We start from the raw sequence: 19,346 nt of genomic DNA on the forward strand, positions 1-19,346 counted from the left end.
GTGGACGGCGCCCCCGCCGGTCCCGCGCCGTCGTCGGACGCCGCCGCCGCGACGCCGCCGCGCGCCACCGCGCCGCCGGAGAGCGCCGTGCCGTCGGGCGCCGCCGCGCCGCCGGCGGACGCGGGACCGCCGCCGGACCCGGCGCTGCGGCCGGGACGTGCCGACCTGCTGGCCGCGCACGGGTACAACGCGCTGGCCCTGCCGACCGAGCTGGTCCCCTTCGACCTGCTCACCGACTCCTGGGCGGAGCGGGCGGACGGTTTCGTCGCGGCCCGGACGCGGCTGCTCGCCGAGCGGCCCGCCCCGCCCGAGCTCACCGCGCACGACTGGCTGCCCATGCCCGAGGTGGTGCCGACCCGGTCGGGGCGGGCGGCCGAGGAACTGCTCTGCCGCTGCCACCCGGGCCCGCGCGGTGTCGTGCTGCACGCCGCGGCGTTCCCGACCTGGCTGTCCACGCTCGCCGACCTCGGGTACGAACCGGTGGCCGTCGGAATCGGCCGGCTCGACCCGGAGACGATCGAGGCGTTCGCGGCCGAGCTGACCCGCCGGACCCCCGGATCGGTGTCGTTCGTGGTGGTGGAGGCGGCCAGCAACGCCGCCGGTGGCGTACCCGTCGAACCCGCCGCCCTCCGGGAGCTGCGCCGCGTCACCGCCGCACACGGGGTGCCGCTCGTCCTGGACGCCAGCCGCGTCGTCGACAACGCCGTCCAGCTCGCCGGCCCCGACGGGGATCCCTGGACCGGGGTGCGGGACATGCTCGCCGTCGCCGACACGGCGACGCTCAGCCTGTCCAAGGACTTCGGCGTCACCGCCGGCGGGCTGGTCGCCACCCGCGACCCGGAGCTGGCGGCGCGGCTGCGCGAGCACGTGGCGCGGCGCGGCGCCGAGGTGGACCGGGCCACCCGGATGACGCTGCGGGCCGCGCTCGCGGACCGCGACGGCGTCACGGAACTGGTCCGGCGGCGCGTCGCCGCCGTCGCGGTGCTCCGCGACGGCCTGCGGGCGGCCGGCCTGCCGGTCGTGGACGTCGACGGCGCCCACTGTGTCCTGCTCGACCTCGCCCGGATGCCCGGACTGGCCGGTCAGGAACACCCCACGATGTCCGGGCTGGCCTGGCTCTACACCGGCGCCGGCGTCCGGGGCGGCCCGCACCTGGCCGTCGGCGGGCCGCTCGCCGGCACCGTCCGGCTCGCCGTGCCGGTCGGCTTCGGGCCCGACGACGCCGAGGCGGTGGTGGCCGCCGTCGCCGCGCTCACCGCCGCACCGGGCGAGGTTCCCGAACTGGTCACCGGCGGGATCCGCACGGCGGGGGAGGCGGCCCGGGCGGTCTACCAGCCCGCCGACCGGGTGCCCGAGGACGTCCGGCAGGCGCTGCGCGACCAGGCCCCGGCCGACGACAACGGCACCGTGCTGCGGGAACACCAGCCGGCCGTACGCCGACGGGTGGTGCCGGTGGCCGGCGCCCAGGTGGAGGTCTTCACCGCCGGCGACGGCCCGCCGCTGCTGCTCGCCCACCCGTTCAACATCGGCGCCGGCGTCTTCGCGCGGCAGTTCGAGGCGCTGGCCGGGCGGTACCGGGTGATCAGCGTCCACCACCCCGGCGTCGGGGCGAGCACCGCCTCGGCCGACCTCACCCTCGACGGGATCGCCGCCCTCCAACTGCGGGTGCTGCGGGAGATCGGGGTCGACGGGCCGGTCCACGTCGCCGGCGCGTCGTTCGGCGGGCTGGTCGCGCTCACGTTCGCCCTCAACCACCCCGAGGACACCGCCTCGCTGATCCTGCTCGGCAGCTCCTACAAGATCGGCAACCGGGTCGGTGAGATCAACCGGCTGGCCGTGGTGGCGGCCCAGGACCTCGACCGCACGATCGAGGGGTCCGGCGCCGACCGGCTGCGGCACGAGCGGGCCGCCGTGGAGGCGCTGCTGCTGCGCTGCGAGAGCATGGACCCCCAGACAGGGCTGCGCTACCTCGACGTGTTCGCGGCCCGGCCGGACCTCCGCGACCGGCTCGGCGAGCTGGACCTGCCGGCGCTCGTGGTGCAGGGCCGGCACGACACGGTCATCCCGTCGGAGACGGCGCGGCTGCTGCACCAGGGCATCCGGGGCGCCCGCTACGAGGAGATCGCCGACGCCGGCCACTTCCCGTATCTGACCAGCCCGCAGGAGTGCAACCGGATCCTGACCGACTTCCTGCGCGGCGCCGGAGGGGAGGGGTCGTGACCGTCCTGACTCCCGAGCTGGAACTGCTCGGTCCCGACGCGACGACGCGGACGACAGTGGTGCGGCCCGGCATGTGCGGGCCGGGGTCGCTGTTCGTCGGCCAGGTCGGCGACTGGACCTGGGACACCGTCAGCGCGCTCTGCGACACCAACGTCTACACCGCCCGCGACGCCGACGGGATGCCGACCTACCTGGCGTTCCACTACATCCACCTGCGCGGCGGCGCCGACCTGCACGTGCGCGGCATGACCTTCGGCGACGTGCTGCGGGTGGACTCGCGGTCCTTCGCCTCCGGCAGCGAGTCGGTGCTGACGCTGCACGAGATCCGGCGCGGCGACCGGCCGGGACGCGTCGTCGACCCGGACGAGTTCTACGCCCACCCCGACCCGGCATGCCTGTACGCGCAGAACTTCAACCGCTGGGTGGTCCGGGGCCCGTCGGGCGGCAACGGCGACCTGCGCAGCGCGTCCCCACCGGGGTTCCGCCACGCGCACCTCCCCGTGCTGCCCGCGCGGCACTCGCCCCGGCGCGCGTACGCCGAACTGCGCGCCCTCGGCGCCGAGCCCGACCCGCCCGACCCGCTGGACCGGCTGGCGCTGGACTACCCGGTCGACCCGAGCCGCGACCTCAACGGCGTCGGCCTGCTCTACTTCGCGTCCTACTTCTCCATCGTGGACTGGGCGTCGCTGCGGCTGTGGCGGCACCGCGGCGGCACCGACGCCGGTTTCCTGCGGCGGATCGTGCTGGACCAGCGGATGAGCTACCTCGGCAACGCCGACGTGGGCGCCGTGCTGCGGGTGCGGGTGTCCCGGCGGCCGGGCGGCGACGTGACCGGCGCCGACGAGACGGTCCGGGTGGTGCTCGCCGACCGCGACACCGGACGGCCGCTCGCGGTGGCCCTTGCGCAGACCCGGACGGAGGCGACGACGTGAGCGCGAACGACGAGGCGGTCCGGCGGGTGGTCCACGAGGTGATCACCGAGATCCTGCCGGCGGTCCCCGGCGACCGGATCCCGGGCGGCGCGCACCTGCGCGACCTGGGCGCCGACTCGATCGACCGGGTCGAGATCATCCTGGCCCTCCGGGAGCGGCTCGGCGTCGACGAGCCGCTCGGCAGCTTCAGTGACCTGCCCGACATCGACCACCTGGTCGCGTACCTCTGCGAGGTGACGGCATGAACGTGGGCATCGAGGCCCTGAACGTGTACTGCGGGGTGGCCTCCGTCGCGGTGCCGGTCCTGTTCGAGGGGCGCGGTCTGGACGCGACCCGCCTGGGCAACCTGATGATGACCGCGAAGTCGGTCGCGCTGCCGTTCGAGGATCCGGTCACGCACGCGGTGAACGCCGCCAAGCCGATCCTCGACGCGATGGACGAGGCCGACCGCGACCGGATCGAACTGCTGGTGACCTCCAGCGAGTCCGGCCTGGACCTCAGCAAGTCGATCGCCTCGTACGTGCACCGGCACCTCGGGCTGAGCCGCCGCTGCCGGATGCTGGAGGTGAAGCAGGCCTGCTACGCCGCGACCGGGGCGCTCCAGCTCGCCTGCGGCTACCTCGCCGCCGGCCTGTCGCCGGGCGCCAAGGCGCTGGTGATCGCCACCGACGTGTCACTGGTGAACGAGAACGCCTCGTACACCGAGCCGGCCATGGGCACCGGCGCCGCGGCGGTGCTGCTCGGCGACGACCCGCGGGTGCTGGACGTGGACCTCGGGGCGTTCGGGACGCACAGCTACGAGACGTTCGACTCGGCCCGGCCGGGCCCGACGTTCGACGTCGCCGACGCGGACCGCTCGCTGTTCGCCTACCTGGACTGCCTGACGAACGCCTACGCCCACTACGCGGAGAAGGTGGCGGACGTCGACTTCGCCACCACCTTCGGCGGGCTGGCCATGCACACGCCGTTCGCCGGCATCGTCCGCGCGGCGCACCGCAAGCTCGCCCGCGAGCACCGGATGCCGGACGCCGACGCGGACTTCGCCCGCCGCGTCGCGCCCGGGCTGGAGTACCCGCGGCTGGTCGGCAACCTCTGCTCCGGCTCGGTCTACCTGGCCCTGGCCAGCCTGATCGACCATTTGCGGCCCGACGAACCGGTACGGGTCGGGATGTACTCGTACGGCTCCGGCTGCGCCGCCGAGTTCTACTCCGGCCTGGTCGACGCGCGGTCCACCGCCGAGGTGGGCCGGATGCGCATCGGCGAGCACCTCGCCGGCCGGTGCGAGCTGACGTTCGACGAGTACAAGCGGATCCTCGCCGACAACGCCGACTGCCTCGTGCCGGTGGCGGACAAGCGGATCGACCCGGGGCGGTACGCCGAGGTGCTGGACCGGGTGGCGGGCCCGCGCACGCTGCTCGCCTGCACCGGCGCCCGCGCCTACCACCGCACCTACGAGTGGATCGGGGCGGGCGCGTGACGCCGGGGCTGGACACGGCCGCCGCGCTGCTGGCGGCGGGCCCGCTGCTGCGGGTGCTGCCGCCACCGGTTCGCGTGCGGTGCGCCGACCCGGCCACCGCCGCCGCGCTGGTCCGGCTGTGCGCACGGCTGGACGTGCCGGCGCCGACGCCGGTGGCCGACGCCGCCGATCTCGGCCCGTTCGAGCGGGTGCTGAGCGACCTGCTGGACCTCGACGCGAACCCGGCACCGCGGGCGGCGGACGAGCCGCGGGTGGCCGCCGAGGCGCGCGAGCGGGACTTCACCTGCCGCTTCCGGCGCACCGACGTGCGTACCGGCGACGGGGCGGTGCTGCCGACGTACGCCGGCGGCGCCCCGGACCGGCCGCCGGTGCTGCTGGTGTCCGCGTGCGGGATGCCCGCCCGGCTCGCGGAGGGCTGGGCCGACCGGCTGTCCCGCGACTTCCACGTGCTCGTCCCCGAGACCCGGGGCCTGTTCGCCGACGTGGACGGGTTCACCGGCGACACCGGCGTGGTGGCCCAGGCCGACGACCTCCTCGCGGTGCTGGACCGGTTCGGGCTGCGCCGCGCGCACCTGATCGGCCTGTGCGGCGGCGCGGTGCTCGCGGTCGTGGCGGCCGCGCGGGCGCCGGAGCGGGTGTCGTCGCTGAGCCTCTGGCACGGCGACTTCGACCTCGGCGGCGAGAGCCCGAAGACCGACCACCAGCAGAACCTGCAGGCTCTGATGGCGATGGCCGCCCGCGGCCCGCAGCAGGCCGCGGCGGTGCACGCGGTGCTCACCAACACCATGCTCGGCGTCGCCCCGCCACGGCTGGCGCACCTGGTCACGTACCCGTACGCGACGCCCGAGCTGCTGCGCCGGTACTGCCGGCTCAACGGCGCCATCATGGGCACGGACCTGCGTCCGTACCTCGCCGGGCTGACCACGCGCACGCTCGTCGTCACGAGCGAGGACGACCACACGGCGCATCCCGCCGGTTCGCGGGCCGTGGCCGCCCGGATCGCCGGGTCCGTCCTGCATGTCGCCCCGCACGGCGACCACCTGTCGCTGTTCCATGCCGAGGACAGCCTCGTCGACCTCGCCGCGCGGTTCGTCGCCGGCGACGACGCCCTCGGCACACGATCTCCCGCCGAAGCCGGCCGGCGGGTGCCCCCCGTCCCGACGAGAGGTGGAGAGGAGGTGTTCCCATGACCAAGGAGACCGCGCCCAAGAAGTCGCTCCCGGTGCGCAAGCTGGAGTCCATCAAGGCCAGCGCCGTCGCCCCGTGCGCGCCCGCGCTGAACTGAACCCGGTGACACGGGGGCGGGGGTCCGGCTGCCGGACCCCCGCCCCTGCGCCCAGTCCCGCACCGTCAGAGGAGAGGTCCCACAGTGACCGAGTTCGCCCTCGACGCACCGGTCCTGGTCCGGCCGTACACCGCCCGCAGAGACGGTGACTTCGCCGTGATCGGTGACGACAGTCGTCAGGTCTACCTGTCCATCCCGGCCGAGGGCCTCGACCTGCTGGAGTGGCTGCGCGACGGCGCCACAGTCGGTGAGGCCGTACGCCGCTTCGAGGCGACGCACGCGGCGTCACCGGACGCCGACGCGTTCCTCCAGGCGCTGGCCGACGAGGGGTTCCTCGCCCCGGCCGGCGCGCACGACCCGCCGCCGGACGCCGAACCGGCCCGGGCGCGACGCGCCGGGCATCTGGAGTGGCTGTCCCCGCACGCCGCACGGCGCCTGCTGAGCCGGCCCGCGCTCGCCGTCTGCGGCGTGGTCGTCGGAGTCGCGGTCGCGATGGCCGTCGACCGGCCGGGGCTGGTGCCCGGGCCGTCCAGCCTCATGTTCCACTCCCACTTCTGGGCCTACCTGCTGGTCGTCCTCGGCATCGCGGTGATCGGCGTGTGGCTGCACGAGCTGGCCCACGTCGTGGGGGCGCGCGCCGCCGGCACGTCGGCCCGCATGACTGTCGGCAACCAGATGTACGCCATCGTCGCGCAGACCGACCTGTCGGGCATGTGGATGGCGTCCAAGCGGGAGCGTTTCGTCGCGGTGCTGGTCGGGCCGCTCGTCGACGTGATCGGCGCGGCGCTGTTGTTCATCACGCTGTGGCTGAACGACGTCGGCGTCCTCGGGCTGCCGGAGCCGGTACGGCTGGTGGTGGCCGGCGTGCTGTTCACGTCGTTCATCCGGCTGCTCTGGCAGACGTTCCTGTTCCTGCGTACCGACTTCTACTACCTGATCACGACCGCGCTGGACACCCGGAGCCTGATGGCCGACACCGGCGCCTACCTGCGCAACCTCGTCCGGCGGGTGCTGCGCCGCCGGCTCATCGACCAGTCCGGGGTCGGGCGCGGCGAGATGCGCACCATCCGGATCTACGCGGTCGTCTGGGTCCTGGGCCGCGTCGTGGCCCTGGCCGTCCTGTTCACCGCGACCATCCCGCTGCTGTGGTTCTACCTGGTCCGGGTCGTCGGCTTCTTCCGCGGCGACGAGATGACCGGCCAGTTCACCTGGGCCGACGTGCTCGCGCTGGCGATGCTGTCGTTCCTGCTCGACGGCGGCGGCACCCTGATGTGGCTGCGGTCGCTGCGACGTTCCAGCCGGCTGCGCCGCCGCGCGCCGGACCGCGTCCTGGTGGAGTAGGCCCCCCACGGACGACGACTCCGCCCGGTTGCACGGGCGGAGTCGTCGTCCGGCGGTCAGCGGGCGTCTCAGCGCCCGGCGGACCTGCGGAACTGGGCGATCGCCAGCGGGATCGACAGGGCCAGCAGAGCGCCGATCCACAGCGCGGAGGCGGCGACCGGGTGTTGCAGCGGCCAGACGTCCGGCGCGGTGGACGGGTCGACGTTGCCGAACTGGACCCGGACCGCCTGGACGATCGCCGAGACCGGGTTCCACTCGGCGACCGGTTGCAGGACGCCCGGCATGGAGTCGATCGGCACGTAGGCGTTGGAGAGGAAGCCCAGCGGGATGGCGATGGTGAAGCCGGTGCTGCTGACCGCCTCCGGCGCCCGGGACGCCAGCCCCACCACGGCCATCAGCCACGACAGCGCGTACGCGAACGCCAGCAGGATCAGGAATCCCAGCGCCGCCTCGGGCACCGACGTGCGGCTGCGCCACCCCACGACCAGGCCGAGCAGCGCGGTGACGGTGATGACCACACCGCTGTTCACCAGGTCGCTCGTGGTGCGGCCGACGAGCACCGCGGACCGGGAGATGGGCATCGACATCAGCCGGTCGACGATGCCGTTGCGCAGGTCGGCGGCGATCGCGGTGCCGGTGTTGACGGCGCCGAAGAGGACCGCCTGCACGAAGATGCCGCCGAGCAGGTACTCGCGGTACGGCACCCCCTGCGCGTCGATCGCGCCGCCGACGATGAAGCCGAACAGCAGCGTCATCATCGCCGGCGCGATGGCCGCGTTGAGCAGCATCTCCGGTACGCGCAGGATCATCCTCAGGTTGCGCTTCGCGACGACGACGCCCTCACCGAAGGCCAGTACGACGGCGTTCACTGCTTCTCCTCCACGGTCTCCTTGGCGGGCTCGTCGCCGGTCCGCCGGCCGGGGCCGGTGAGGGCGAGGAAGACGTCGTCCAGCGTCGCCGTGCGCAGCGCGGCGTCCCGGACCGGGATGCCGGCCTGGCGCAGCAGCCGCGCGCCGGCCAGGAGCGTGTCCACGCCGTCGCCGGCCGGCACGGAGATCCGGCCGGCGGCCTCGTCCACGCTGGCCGGTCCGGTGCCGAGCGAGGTGAGCACCGCCTGTGCGGCGGTCAGGTCGGCGTCCGGCCCGAGGGTGATCTCCAGGCTGGTGCCGGAGACCCGCCGCTTCAGCTCGTCCGGCGTGCCGCCGGCGACCACCCGGCCGTGGTCGATCACCACGATCTGGTCGGCCAGCCGGTCGGCCTCCTCGAGGTACTGGGTGGTCAGCAGCAGCGTCATGCCGCCGGAGACCAGCTCACCGATGGTGTCCCACAGCGCCGTCCGGCTCCGGGTGTCCAGGCCGGTGGTCGGCTCGTCCAGGAACAGCACCCGCGGCGTACGGATCAGCGCGGCGGCCAGGTCGAGGCGCCGCCGCATGCCGCCGGAGTACTCCTTCGCCCGGCGGCCCGCGGCGTCCACGAGGTCGAAGCGTTGCAGCAGCTCGTCGGCCCGCTGCCGGCTCTGCCGGGAGCCCAGGTGCAGCAGCCGGCCCAGCATCTCCAGGTTCTCGAACCCGGAGAGGTTCTCGTCCACGGCGGCGTGCTGCCCGGACAGGCTGATCACCCGGCGTACCTCGGCGGCCTGGGTGACCACGTCGAATCCGGCCACCTCGGCCCGGCCGCCGGTCGGGGCGAGCAGTGTGGTGAGCAGCCGGACGGCGGTGCTCTTGCCCGCGCCGTTCGGCCCGAGGATCCCGGTGATGGTGCCCTCCGGCACCACCAGGTCCAGGCCGTCCAGCGCGGTCACCTTGTCGAACTGTCTGCGTAGCCCGTCAGCGACGATGGCGTTCGCCACGTCGTCTCCTCCCTCTGCGGTTCGGTCGGGATGCTCACCGGCCGGCCGGCCGAACCGCAGTGGGAGCCGGTCGCGCCGGCCCGGTCAGAACTCGACCGTGAGCGCGGTCAGCCCGCGCAGCGTGAGCCCGGGCCGCCAGGGCGTCTCGTCGAGGCTCTCCGCCGGGCGCAGGTCGGGCATCCGGGCGAGCAGCGTGGTGATGGCGACCTGCCCCTCGACGCGGGCCAGCGGCGCGCCCAGGCACATGTGGGCGCCCCGGCCGAAGGCGAGGTGCCGGTTCGCGGTCCGCTCGATGTCGAGCCGGTCCGGCTCCGGGTAGCGGCCCGGATCGCGGTCGGCGGCCGCGAGGACGCCGATCACCATCTCGCCGCGGCTGATCGGCACGCCGCCGATCTCGGTGTCCTCGGCTGCGAACCGCGGGAAGCTGATCTCGATCGGGCCGTGGTAGCGCAGCATCTCCTCGACGGCGCCCGGCGCCAGCTCGGGCTTGTCGCGCAGCAGCCGCAGCTGGTCGGGGTTGCGGAACAGCGCCAGGACCATGTTGCCGATCAGGTGCTGCGTGGTGCCGAGGCCGCCGACCACGAGCAGCGCCACCATCTTCAGCAACTCGTCGTCGCTCATCCGCTCGCCGTCGGCCTCGGCCAGGGCCATCCCGGAGATCACGTCGTCGCCGGGCTCGGCGCGCTTGCGCTGGATCAGCGCGTCCAGGTAGCGCACGAACTCCTCGATCTCGGCCATCACCTGGGCCGGGTTCATGCCCTGCGGCGCGGACTGCGCGGACGTCGGGTCCAGCGACAGCAGCAGTTCGGACCAGAGCCGGAACCGGTCCCGGTCGGCGCGGGGGATGCCCAGCATGTCGGACATGACGGTGAGCGGCAGCGGCACCGCGAAGTCCTCGACCAGGTCGAAGGTCCGCCCCTCACGTTCGAGCAGCCCGTCGACGAGCTGGTCGGTGATCTGCTGGACGCCGGGGCGCAGCCGCTCGACGTACTGCGGCGTGAACGCCTGCTGCACCAGCCGGCGCTGCCGGGTGTGCTCGGGCGGGTCGACGCTGCCCATGCTGCCGCCGAGCAGCCGCACCACCGCCTCGGGCAGCGCCGGCGCCTCCATGCCCTCGGGCATCACGGTCGGGCTGGTCTTGAACCGGTGGTAGTCGGTGAGGAAGCTGGTGCACTCGTCGTAGCCGGTGACCAGCCAGACGTCCTGGCCGGTGGGCATCCGGACCCGGGAGACCGGGTTGGCGTCGCGGAGGGCGGCGTAGGTGTCGTAGGCCGTCTCCCGTGCGGCGGGCGACATCAGGTCCGGTTGTTCGGAGGTCGTCACGTCGGCGTCCCCTCTCCAGCGTTCGGCCGCACCGGTCGGCGCCGGCTCCGGATGAGCATTTCCGGGCCATGGCGACACCTCTGCTCAGAGTTGAGCACCGGCCACCCTGCGCACTACTGCGCAGACGTCACCGGCCCTCTTCCGGTGGACTGCGTGCTGTTGTCCTGGTTCCCTTCGATGACGGAGCGCCGACGCATGGACCTCGAAACCACGGAGACCGAACGCCTGCGCACGCTGGACCAGCAGCGCGTGTGGCACCCGTACACCCCCACCGACGCCTACCTCAACGCCAAGCCCCTGGTGATCACCCACGGCGAGGGTGTCTACCTGGTGGACAGCGACGGCAACCGCTATCTCGACGCGGGCTCCTCGCTGGGCGTGAACATCCACGGCCACCAACGTCGGGAACTGAACGAGGCGCTGGCCGCGCAGGCGGCGAAGATCGCGCACACCACGCTCTACGGCATGACCCACCCGGGCGCCGCGGAACTCGCCGACCGGCTGGTCCGGCTCGCCCCGGAGGGCATCGACAAGGTGCTGTTCCTGGAGTCCGGCTCCAGCGCCGTGGAGACGGCGATGAAGATGGCGTACTCCTACTGGGTCTTCAAGGGATCGCCGCAGCGCAACAAGTTCGTGTCCATGGGCGGGGCCTTCCACGGCGACACCATCGGCGCGCTGTCGGTGGGCCAGATGACGATCCTGAAGAACTTCTACCAGCCGCTGCTGCGCGAGACCAGCTCGTTCGCCCAGCCGTACGCGTACCGCTGCGGGTTGTGCAACAACAACTGCAACCTGGCCTGTGCGGACACGCTGGAGGAGGTGCTGGAGCGCGAGGGCGACGAGGTCGCCGCCGTGCTCGTGGAGCCGCGCGTGCAGAACGTCAGCGGCATGATCGTGGCGCGCGACGGTCACCTGGCCCGGGTCGCCGAGATCGCCCGCCGCTACGGCGTCCTGCTCATCGCCGACGAGCTGGGTGTGGGCTTCGGCCGTACCGGCCCGATGTTCGCCTGCCAGGCCGACGGCGTGTCGCCCGACATCCTCTGCGTCGGCAAGGGCCTGACCGGCGGGTACATGCCGTTGACGGCGACCATGGCGTCGGCGGAGGTGTTCGACGCGTTCCGCGGTGACGGCAAGATGCTGCTGTCCGGGCACACGTTCTCCGGCAACCCGCTCGCCGTCGCCGTGGCGCTGGCGAGCCTGGACCTGTTCGAGAAGGACGACCTGATCCGGCACGGCCAGGCGCAGGCCGTGGTCCTGGCCGAGGAGCTGGACAAGTTCCGCAGCGTCCCGCACGTCGGCGACGTCCGCCAGTGCGGCCTGCTGGCCGCCGTCGAGCTGGTGGCCGACGTGGAGACGCGCGAGCCGTTCCCGATGGAGCTGGGCGTCGCGACCCGTATCACCGAGCGGTGCCGCGAGCTCGGCATGATCATCCACTCGGCGCCGAGCGACACCATCGTCATCGTGCCGCCGCTGGTGATGACCGAGGAGGAGCTGCGCACGATGTCGCGGATCCTGCTCCAGGCGACGCAGGAGGTCGTGGCCTCGCTGTCCGCCTGAGCGCGGGAGAACGGGAACGGGACGGGCGCGGGCCCGTCCCGTTCCGTCGTCTCCAGGACCGGCTCAGGACCGGCTCAGGACCGCACGGCGAGATCGGCCAGGAGCGCCTCGGCCAGCTCGGCGGGCGGGCCGGCCAGGTAGAAGTGACCGCCGCTGAACACCCGCAGGCTGAAGCCGGCCGACGTGACCTCGGCCCAGGAGCGCATCTCCGTCACGTCGACCTCCGGATCGGCGTCGCCGGTGAACGCCGACACGGGACAGCGCAGCGGCGGGCCGGGCAACTGCCGGTACGTCTCGTTGACCGCGAAGTCGGCGCGCAGCCCCGGCAGGAACAACGCCATCAGGTCGTGCCGCCGCAGCACCTCGTCCGGCGTGCCGCCCAGCGCCGCGACGGCCGGCAGGAACTCGTCCGCGCCGAGCGTGTGCCGGTCCGGCCGGCGGGCGGGCAGGTGCGGCGCGCGCCGGCCGGAGACGAACAGCCGCGCCGGACCGTTCGGCCCGGCGGACAGCCGCCGGGCGGTCTCGTACGCGACCACCGCGCCCATGCTGTGGCCGAACAACGCGTACGGGCGGTCCGCGTGCGCGGCGATCGCGGCGGCCAGCGGCGGCACGACGTGCTCGATGCTGGTGTACGGCGGCTCCGACAGCCGGGACTCCCGGCCGGGCAGCACGACCGGGCAGACGCCCAGGTACGGCTCCAGCGCGGCGCGCCACGGCCGGAAGAACGAGCCGCCGCCCCCGGCGTGCGGGACGCAGTACAGCAGCATCGGGGCGTCCGGGTCGGCCGGGCCCTTGATCCACCGGTTGCTCATCGTTCCTCCTCGTCGGACCGCAGCACCACGTGCCCCACGGTGCCGGTCGCGCCGACCGCCGTGACGAGCGCGCGCAGCGGGACGCCGGTCCACGGCTCGGACCGGCGGACGAACCGCACCGGCAGCGCGCCGAGGTCGACGAGCGGGTGGGGCGTCTCCGCCACCAGGGTCGGTACGAGCCGGCGGTGCCGCAGCTGGAGGAGCACCTTGGTCAGCTGCGCGAGCCCGGACGCGGCCTCCGCGTGGCCCAGGTTCGGCTTGAGGGTGCCGATCGGCACGCGTACCCCCTCGGGACCGGGCGCGGCGGCGGCCAGGAACCGGCCCACGGCCTCGATCTCGGCGGCGTCGGACAGGGCGGCCCCGGAGGCTGCGCACTCGACGTACCCGATGTCGGCGGGGGTGAGCCCGGCCCGGCCCACCGCCTCGGTGAGCGAGCCGGCAAGGGTGGCCGCGTCGGGCGTGCCGAACCGGCTCGTCGCGCCGCTGTGCCCCACCCAGGTGCTCTCCACCACGGCGTCGACGCGGTCGCGGTCCCGGCGCGCGTCGCCGAGCCGGCGCAGCAGCAGCGCGCCGGCGCCCTCGCCGGGCGACCAGCCGCCGGCGGCGGCGTCCAGCGCCCGGTGCGGCGTCTCGGCGACCAGGCCCAGCCCGCGCAGCACCGCCACGTGGTACGGATGCGCCAGCAGGTTCACCGCGCCGACCACGGCGGCGTCGCAGTCGCCCCGGTCGAGGCTCTCGGCCGCCTGGCGCAGCGCGGTCAGCGCGGAGGAACAGGAGGTGTCCACGGCGACGCTCGGGCCGCGGAAGTCGAAGGTGTGGGAGATCCGGTTGGCGATCTCCGAGCCGGTGCCGGAGATCCGGGCCGGGTCGCCGTCGCGCCACCGGTCGGTGCCGGCGAGGCGGTGGTCGTGCCACATCACCCCGACGAAGACACCGACCCGGCCGAGGGACGCCGGGGTGTGGCCGGCGTCCTCCAGGCACGCCCACACCACTTCGAGCAGGACGCGTACCTGCGGGTCGAGGACGGCCGCCTCGGCCGGTGCGATCCCGAAGACCATGCTGTCGAACGTCTCCAGGCCGGACAGGTAGCCGCCGGCCGGTCCGGCGCCCCGCCCGGGCGGGGGTGGCGTGATCGCGCAGTGGCCGGCGTCGAGGTTGCGCCAGAGCGTCCCCACGTCGTCCGCGCCGGGGTAGCGGCCGGCCACCCCGACGACGGCGATCTCGTGCGGCCCCGCGGCGGGCGGTGGACCGGCGGCGGGCGTCTCGGTCTCGTCGTCGCGCGTCACCGGACCGCACAGGAACGCCTGCTGGAACACGTGGTCGTCGTCCAGCCGCAACGCGGCGCGCACCGGCGCCTCGGCGACCGCGCCGACCGGGCACAGCCCGAGGCCGTGGTCGGCCTGGGCGCTCATCAGCACCTGGCCGAGGTAACCGGCCTCCAGGGCGAGGTACCGCTCGGCGTCGTCGCCGTAGAGCGGGCGGATCGCCCGCGTCTGCCCGACGAGGAGGATCTGGAACGCCGCCCGGTCGTACACCGGCCGGTTGTAGACGAAGTGGGCGGTGCGGTCCAGGGCCGCGCCGTCGCCGATGCGGCGCAGCGTGTGCTCGTCGGGGTGGTGGTAGTAGACGCCGGCCGGCAGCCCGGTGACCCGGTCGCCGGGCACGTGGACGTAGACCTGCACGCCGTAGGTGTCGCCGGCCGACGGGTACAGCCGCCGCGCCCGGTCGCCGTCGGGCAGCGGGCGCAGCAGGCCCAGCAGGCCCGCCACCGTGGACAGCGGCACGGGCCGGTCGAGGAAGTCGCGGCGCGAGGCCCGACGCCGGTACCACCGCCGCGCGGGGGGCTCCCCGGACAGGGGCACCGCCTCGCCGTCGTCGCGCAGGTCCAGCCGGGCCGCGGCGAAGGCGGACCGCTCGGTGGGGGAGAGCACGTCGACCGTCCGCGGCGGCGGCGCCGCGGCCGGGGGCGGGTCCGCGGGTACGGGTGCCGGCGGGCCGGGCGACAGGTGCGCGGCAATGCCGTCGATCGTCGGGTTCTCCAGCAGCGCCGCCACCGGCACCCGGGTGCCGAGACGCTCGTGCAGCCGGGCCGAGACCTGGACCATGGTGAACGACGTGGCGCCCTGGTCCCACAGGTCGGCCGCCGGGTCGACGGTCTCGCCGAGCAGGTCGGCGAACAGTTCCGTGAGCACCTGACGGACGCCCGGCGCGTGCGGGGTGTCCGCCGGTTCCGGCGGCGCGACCGGTGTCTGTGCGACGTCCGGCGCGGGCGGCGTGACCGGCGGCAGCGGCCACGGCAGGGCGGCGCGGTCCAGCTTGCCGTTGTCGGTGGCGGGGAACTGCTCCAGCACGGCCAGGTGGCTCGGCACCATGTAGTCGGGCAGCGTCTCGGCGGCGAAGGCCCGCAGGTCGCGTACGGCCGGGGCGGTGCCGCCGGAGGACAGCAGGTACGCCACCAGCTTGCGCTCGCCGCCCTCCTCGCGGGCGACCACCACCGCGTCCTTGACGCCCGGATGGCCGCGCAGCCGGTGCTCGATCTCGCCGAGTTCCACCCGGAACCCGCGGATCTTCACCTGGTGGTCGGCCCGGCCCAGGAAGGTCAGGTTGCCGTCCGGCAGGAACGCCGCCCGGTCGCCGGTGCGGTACATCCGGTCGCCGGGCGGCCCGAACGGGCACGGCACGAACCGGTCCTCGGTGAGGTCCGGCCGGTTGTGGTAGCCGACGGCGAGCACCTCCCCGGCGATGTAGAGGTCGCCCTCGACGCCGGGCCGGCACGGGCGCCGCTCGTCGTCCAGGACGTAGTAGCGGGCGTTGTCGATCGGCCGGCCGTACGGGATGCTGCGCCACCCGGGGTCGACCGTCCCGACCCGGTAGAAGTTCGACCACACGGTGGCCTCGGTCGCCCCGCCGAGGTTGACGATCTCGGCGGCGGTGAAGCAGGCCCGCAGCTCGTCGGGCAGGGGCAGCGGCGTGTGGTCGCCGCTGAGGAACACCAGCCGCAGGCCGGTGGTGCCGGGCCCGCCGCGGTGCGCGGCGGTCAGCGGTACGACGTGCGCCAGGGTGGTCGGCGCGGAGTTCCAGAACGTGACCGGTTCCCGCAGCAGGACGTCCAGCAGCAGCGCCGGGTCCTTCTGCTGCTCGGAGTCGGCCACGTAGATCGAGGCGCCGTAGCCGAGCAGCCCGAGGATGTCGAACACGGACAGGTCGAAGCCGAGCGACGTCACGCACAGCCCGGTGTCCTCCGGTCCGAAGCGGAACGTCCGGCGCGCCCAGTGCAGGAGGTTGTGCACGGCCCGGTGGGTGACCGCGACCCCCTTGGGCCGGCCGGTGCTGCCGGAGGTGAAGATGACGTACGCGAGGTCGTCCTCGCCGGTGCACGGCTCCGGGTCCGGTACGGCGGCCGAACCGACCCGGTCGGCGTGGACCACGGCGATCCCGTCCGGCCGGCCCGGCGCGGGCAGGTCCAGGTCACCGGTCGTGACGAGCGCGATCGCGCCCGCGTCGGCGAGCATCAGCGCGGCCCGCGCCGGCGGCAGTGACGGCTCCACCGGCAGGTAGGCGCCACCGGCCTTGAGCACGCCGTACACGGCGGCGACCATGAGCGGCCCCCGGGCGACGCTGATCCCGACCACGGATCCGGCGCCGACGCCCGCGGCGCGCAGCCGGACCGCGATCCGGTTCGCCACCGCGTTCAGCTCACCGAAGGACGTGGTCCCGCCGCGCCCGCGTACGGCGACCGCCTCGGGCCGGGCCCGGGCCTGGGCCTCGAACAGCAGGTGCACCGGCCCGGCGTGCGGGAACTCGACGGCGGTGTCGTTCCACCCGTACAGGACGTCGCCGAGGTCGGCCAGCTCGGCCAGCGCCGACCGGTACGCGTCGAAGATCCGGTCCAGGTCGTCGTCGCCGATCGCGTCCTCGGTGGCGTCCCAGAACAGCCGCAGCGTGTCGTCGCCCTCGTCGATCGCGATGCAGTCCAGCGCCACGTCGGGTGTGCACGTCAGCCACGGGCCGGCTGTCACACCGTCCGGCAGCGGCACGTCGCCGAGTTCGAGCAGCCCGGTGCACACGACCGGGTAGCCGGCGCCGCCGTCGCGCATCCGCCGCAGCACCAGCCGCCGCAGCTCGGCCAGGCCCGACGCGCCGTCCGCCGCCGCGTCGGCGGTGATCTGCCGGTCGTAGCGCTCGGCGAGGTCGAGCAGGCCCTCGCCCGGCTCGCCCGCGGCCAGCCAGCTCAGCGCGGTCAGCTCGGCGGGCCGGAACGGCTCGGACCGCGGCGTCCACCGCACCAGCGGCACCGCGAAGCGGTCGTGGTGGCAGGTGCCGAGCGCGGTGGTGAGCGCGGCCATGAGCAGCGCGTCGAGCGCGAGGCCGCGTTCGCGGGCCAGCCGCCGGATCCGTGTCCAGCCCGCCACCCGGGCGGTACGCCGCCGCCGCGGCCCGGTGTGCGCCTCGATCTGCGGGCCGGGCGGAAGGTCGGCCAGGCGGTCCTGCCAGTACCGGCGGGCGTGCGGGTCCGGCGACGCCTGCGGCGCGCGGGGCGGCCCGGCCACCGGCGTGCCCGGGTCGGCGTAGCGGCGCATCAGCTCGCGCAGCAGCAGGTGGATGCTGCGGCCGTCGGCCACCAGCAGGTCCAGCGCCACGTGCACGGTCGCCGCGCCGGCCTCGTCCACCTGGACGCGCAGCTCGCCCTGGGGGAGCCGGCCGAGCGGGAAGGCCCGCCCCACCATGTCCCGCTGCACCGCGTCGGGCGGCGGCCCGCCGGGCCCGGTCACCGGGATGTGCCACCGGTCCGGCACGTCGTCGCGGGTGACCAGCCGGCCGTCCGGGGTGACGACGGTCCGCAGCGGCTCGTGCGCGGCGAGCAGGCCCAGCCACGCCGACTCCAGCCGGGACAGGTCGAGCCGGTCGACGGCGAAGGCGTGCACCACCTGGCAGCCGCTCCACGGCCCGGTGCCGCCCGTGGTCCGGGCCACGAAGTACGCCTGCTGGAGGTCGTTGAGGGGACGGCCGGCGTCGTCGGGGACGGGCCGCAGCCAGCGCAGCGTGTTGACGAACCAGGCGAAGGTCGCGGCGACCACGCCCGGGGCGAAGGCGTCCTCCGCGACGTCCCACCGCACGCGCAGCTCCCCGTCGCGCTCACCGATCTGCGCGTCGAGCGTGACGCCGGTGGTCTGGCTGACCGCGTACCGGCCGTCGGCGCCGGTGCCGCCCACGTCGAGCAGGCTGGTGAACACCACCGGCAGCCCCGCCGGGACCGGCAGCCGGCGCGACCGCAGCTCACGGAGCGCGGCCACACCGGGCACGTCGGCGTGTTCGAGGTCGCGGCGCAGCCGGTCGTGGACCGCCCGGGCGGCCTCTCCGAACGGCCGCCCGGTCGCCGGCTCGGCGACGAACACGGTGGTCGAGGTGAACGGCCCGGGCACACCGGCCGCGTCGGCGGGCAGCCACAGCCGGCTGTTGGTGGTGAGCACGAGCGAGAACGCCGCGTCGGCGCCGGCCCGCCGCAACGCCTCGGTGAAGGCGGTGAGCACCACAGCGGTCGGGGAGACGCCGAGATCGCCCGCGTACGCGGTCACCGCGGCCCACTCGCGCCGGGTCAGCGCCGCCGTGTACGGCACCCGGACCGGGCCGGGCTCGGCGCCGGAGGTGGGCAGCGCGGGTCCGGGCGGCAGGTCACGCAGCGCGTCGGCCCAGTACTCCAGGCCGGCGCGGTACCCGTCGCCGTCGCGGTGGGCGGCGAGCGCCACGCCGAGGTCCCGCAGCGAGGCGCCGGGGGCGGGCAGCTCGTGGCCGGGGTCGTCGTAGAGCGCCCGGAGCTGGTCGACGAGCAACTCCAGCCCGGCGCCGTCGACGATCGCCGCGTCGACGCTGAGGTGCAGCACACCGCCGCCGTCCGGGGCCCGGGTCACCTCGACCGTCCACAGCGGCTCGTCGGCCGGGCCGTAGGAGTGGTGGGAGAGGCGCCGGCGTACCTCCTCGGCGTCGGCGCCGACCGGCATGGTCCAGTCCGGCGGCCGCTCGGCCACCCGCTGACGCCCGTCCGCGGTCAGCACGAGCCGCAGCGCCTCGTGGTGCCCCACGAGCCGCCCCCACGCCGCGCGCAGGCGGTCCACGTCCAGGTCGGCGACGTCGTACTCGCGGTAGAGGTGGCAGCCGGGCCCGCCGGTCGCCTTGGCCAGCAGGTAGCCCTCCTGGAGCGGGGTGAGCGGGAACGGCTCGTGCCGCCGCCCGGGCTCGGGGCGTACGTCGGGACGCAGCCCCGCGCCGGCGGGCGCGGCCCGGGCGGCCAGCTCGGCCAGTTCCCGGGCGGTGGCGCAGCGGCGCAGCGCGTCGGTCGGCAGCTCGGTGCCGAACGCGGCGCCGACCTCCAGCAGCACCCGCGCGGCGGCGAGGGAACCGAGTCCCAGGTCGCCCAGGTCCGTGTCGGCGTCCGCCGTGACTCCGGCCGGCAGCACGCCCGACAGGACGCCCAGGACGATCTCCACGCGGTCCGGGATGGCGGTCTGCTCGTTCATGCGCTCCCCGCTCCGAAGGCCGGCCCTGTCGCCGC

At 74.8% G+C, this 19,346-nt stretch carries 12 protein-coding genes; 7 read left to right on the forward strand and 5 right to left on the reverse strand.

The genetic code is table 11. The features are described 5' to 3' along the window. The 6 genes from EAD96_RS13200 to EAD96_RS13225 all read left to right on the forward strand — a co-directional run. The coding region (locus EAD96_RS13200) for an alpha/beta fold hydrolase (protein WP_121684462.1) at positions 1–2,220 on the forward strand (2,220 nt) is incomplete at its 5' end. Then, positions 2,217–3,152 carry an LnmK family bifunctional acyltransferase/decarboxylase gene (locus EAD96_RS13205; RefSeq protein ID WP_013476298.1) on the forward strand — a complete coding sequence of 312 codons (936 nt, stop codon included), beginning with the start codon at positions 2,217–2,219 and terminating at the stop codon, positions 3,150–3,152. The genes EAD96_RS13200 and EAD96_RS13205, both read left to right, overlap by 4 nt. Beyond that, positions 3,149–3,397, forward strand: coding sequence for an acyl carrier protein (locus EAD96_RS13210; protein ID WP_013476299.1), 249 nt, complete (start codon positions 3,149–3,151; stop codon positions 3,395–3,397). The genes EAD96_RS13205 and EAD96_RS13210 overlap by 4 nt, the downstream gene beginning before the upstream one ends. Beyond that, positions 3,394–4,629 carry a hydroxymethylglutaryl-CoA synthase family protein gene (locus EAD96_RS13215; RefSeq protein WP_121684463.1) on the forward strand — a complete coding sequence of 412 codons (1,236 nt, stop codon included), beginning with the start codon at positions 3,394–3,396 and terminating at the stop codon, positions 4,627–4,629. The genes EAD96_RS13210 and EAD96_RS13215 overlap by 4 nt, the downstream gene beginning before the upstream one ends. Next, the gene (locus EAD96_RS13220; RefSeq protein WP_121684464.1) at positions 4,626–5,819 is read left to right on the forward strand and encodes an alpha/beta fold hydrolase; all 1,194 of its coding nucleotides are present in this window, start codon (positions 4,626–4,628) and stop codon (positions 5,817–5,819) included. The genes EAD96_RS13215 and EAD96_RS13220 overlap by 4 nt, the downstream gene beginning before the upstream one ends. Before the next feature lie 179 nt (positions 5,820–5,998). Beyond that, positions 5,999–7,255, forward strand: coding sequence for a hypothetical protein (locus tag EAD96_RS13225; RefSeq protein ID WP_121684465.1), 1,257 nt, complete (start codon positions 5,999–6,001; stop codon positions 7,253–7,255). Between the two features lie 68 nt (positions 7,256–7,323). Here EAD96_RS13225 and EAD96_RS13230 read toward each other — a convergent pair whose 3' ends face one another. From EAD96_RS13230 to EAD96_RS13240, 3 genes are all read right to left on the reverse strand, one after another. Next, complete coding sequence (locus EAD96_RS13230; protein WP_013476303.1) at positions 7,324–8,124, reverse strand: ABC transporter permease; 801 nt, start codon at positions 8,122–8,124, stop codon at positions 7,324–7,326. Then, positions 8,121–9,104 (reverse strand): ATP-binding cassette domain-containing protein, encoded by a 984-nt coding sequence (locus tag EAD96_RS13235; RefSeq protein ID WP_121684466.1) that lies wholly within the window; start codon positions 9,102–9,104, stop codon positions 8,121–8,123. The genes EAD96_RS13230 and EAD96_RS13235 overlap by 4 nt, the downstream gene beginning before the upstream one ends. 84 nt (positions 9,105–9,188) lie before the next feature. Continuing rightward, the gene (locus EAD96_RS13240; protein ID WP_121684467.1) at positions 9,189–10,427 is read right to left on the reverse strand and encodes a cytochrome P450; all 1,239 of its coding nucleotides are present in this window, start codon (positions 10,425–10,427) and stop codon (positions 9,189–9,191) included. 195 nt (positions 10,428–10,622) lie between these two features. Between EAD96_RS13240 and bioA the strand changes: the two genes are divergently transcribed. Continuing rightward, positions 10,623–11,984, forward strand: a complete 1,362-nt coding sequence (gene bioA, locus EAD96_RS13245) for an adenosylmethionine--8-amino-7-oxononanoate transaminase (protein ID WP_120569405.1) — start codon at positions 10,623–10,625, stop codon at positions 11,982–11,984. Between the two features lie 74 nt (positions 11,985–12,058). Here bioA and EAD96_RS13250 read toward each other — a convergent pair whose 3' ends face one another. Next, positions 12,059–12,796: a thioesterase II family protein gene (locus EAD96_RS13250; RefSeq protein ID WP_121684468.1), complete on the reverse strand. Its 738-nt coding sequence runs from the start codon at positions 12,794–12,796 to the stop codon at positions 12,059–12,061. Continuing rightward, a complete protein-coding gene (locus EAD96_RS13255; RefSeq protein WP_121684469.1) occupies positions 12,793–19,311 on the reverse strand; it encodes a non-ribosomal peptide synthetase in 6,519 nt (2,172 codons plus the stop codon). The genes EAD96_RS13250 and EAD96_RS13255 overlap by 4 nt, the downstream gene beginning before the upstream one ends. Positions 19,312–19,346 lie beyond the last annotated feature (35 nt).

Source organism: Micromonospora sp. BL1 (assembly GCF_003667485.1).
Taxonomy (GTDB): domain Bacteria; phylum Actinomycetota; class Actinomycetes; order Mycobacteriales; family Micromonosporaceae; genus Micromonospora; species Micromonospora tulbaghiae.

Excerpts from the sequence above, each read along its gene's own strand:
- EAD96_RS13215 (WP_121684463.1), top strand. The coding sequence starts at position 3,394 with ATGAACGTGGGCATCGAGGCCCTGAACGTGTACTGCGGGGTGGCCTCC.
- bioA (WP_120569405.1), top strand. The coding sequence starts at position 10,623 with ATGGACCTCGAAACCACGGAGACCGAACGCCTGCGCACGCTGGACCAG.
- EAD96_RS13250 (WP_121684468.1), bottom strand. The coding sequence starts at position 12,796 with ATGAGCAACCGGTGGATCAAGGGCCCGGCCGACCCGGACGCCCCGATG.
- EAD96_RS13255 (WP_121684469.1), bottom strand. The coding sequence starts at position 19,311 with ATGAACGAGCAGACCGCCATCCCGGACCGCGTGGAGATCGTCCTGGGC.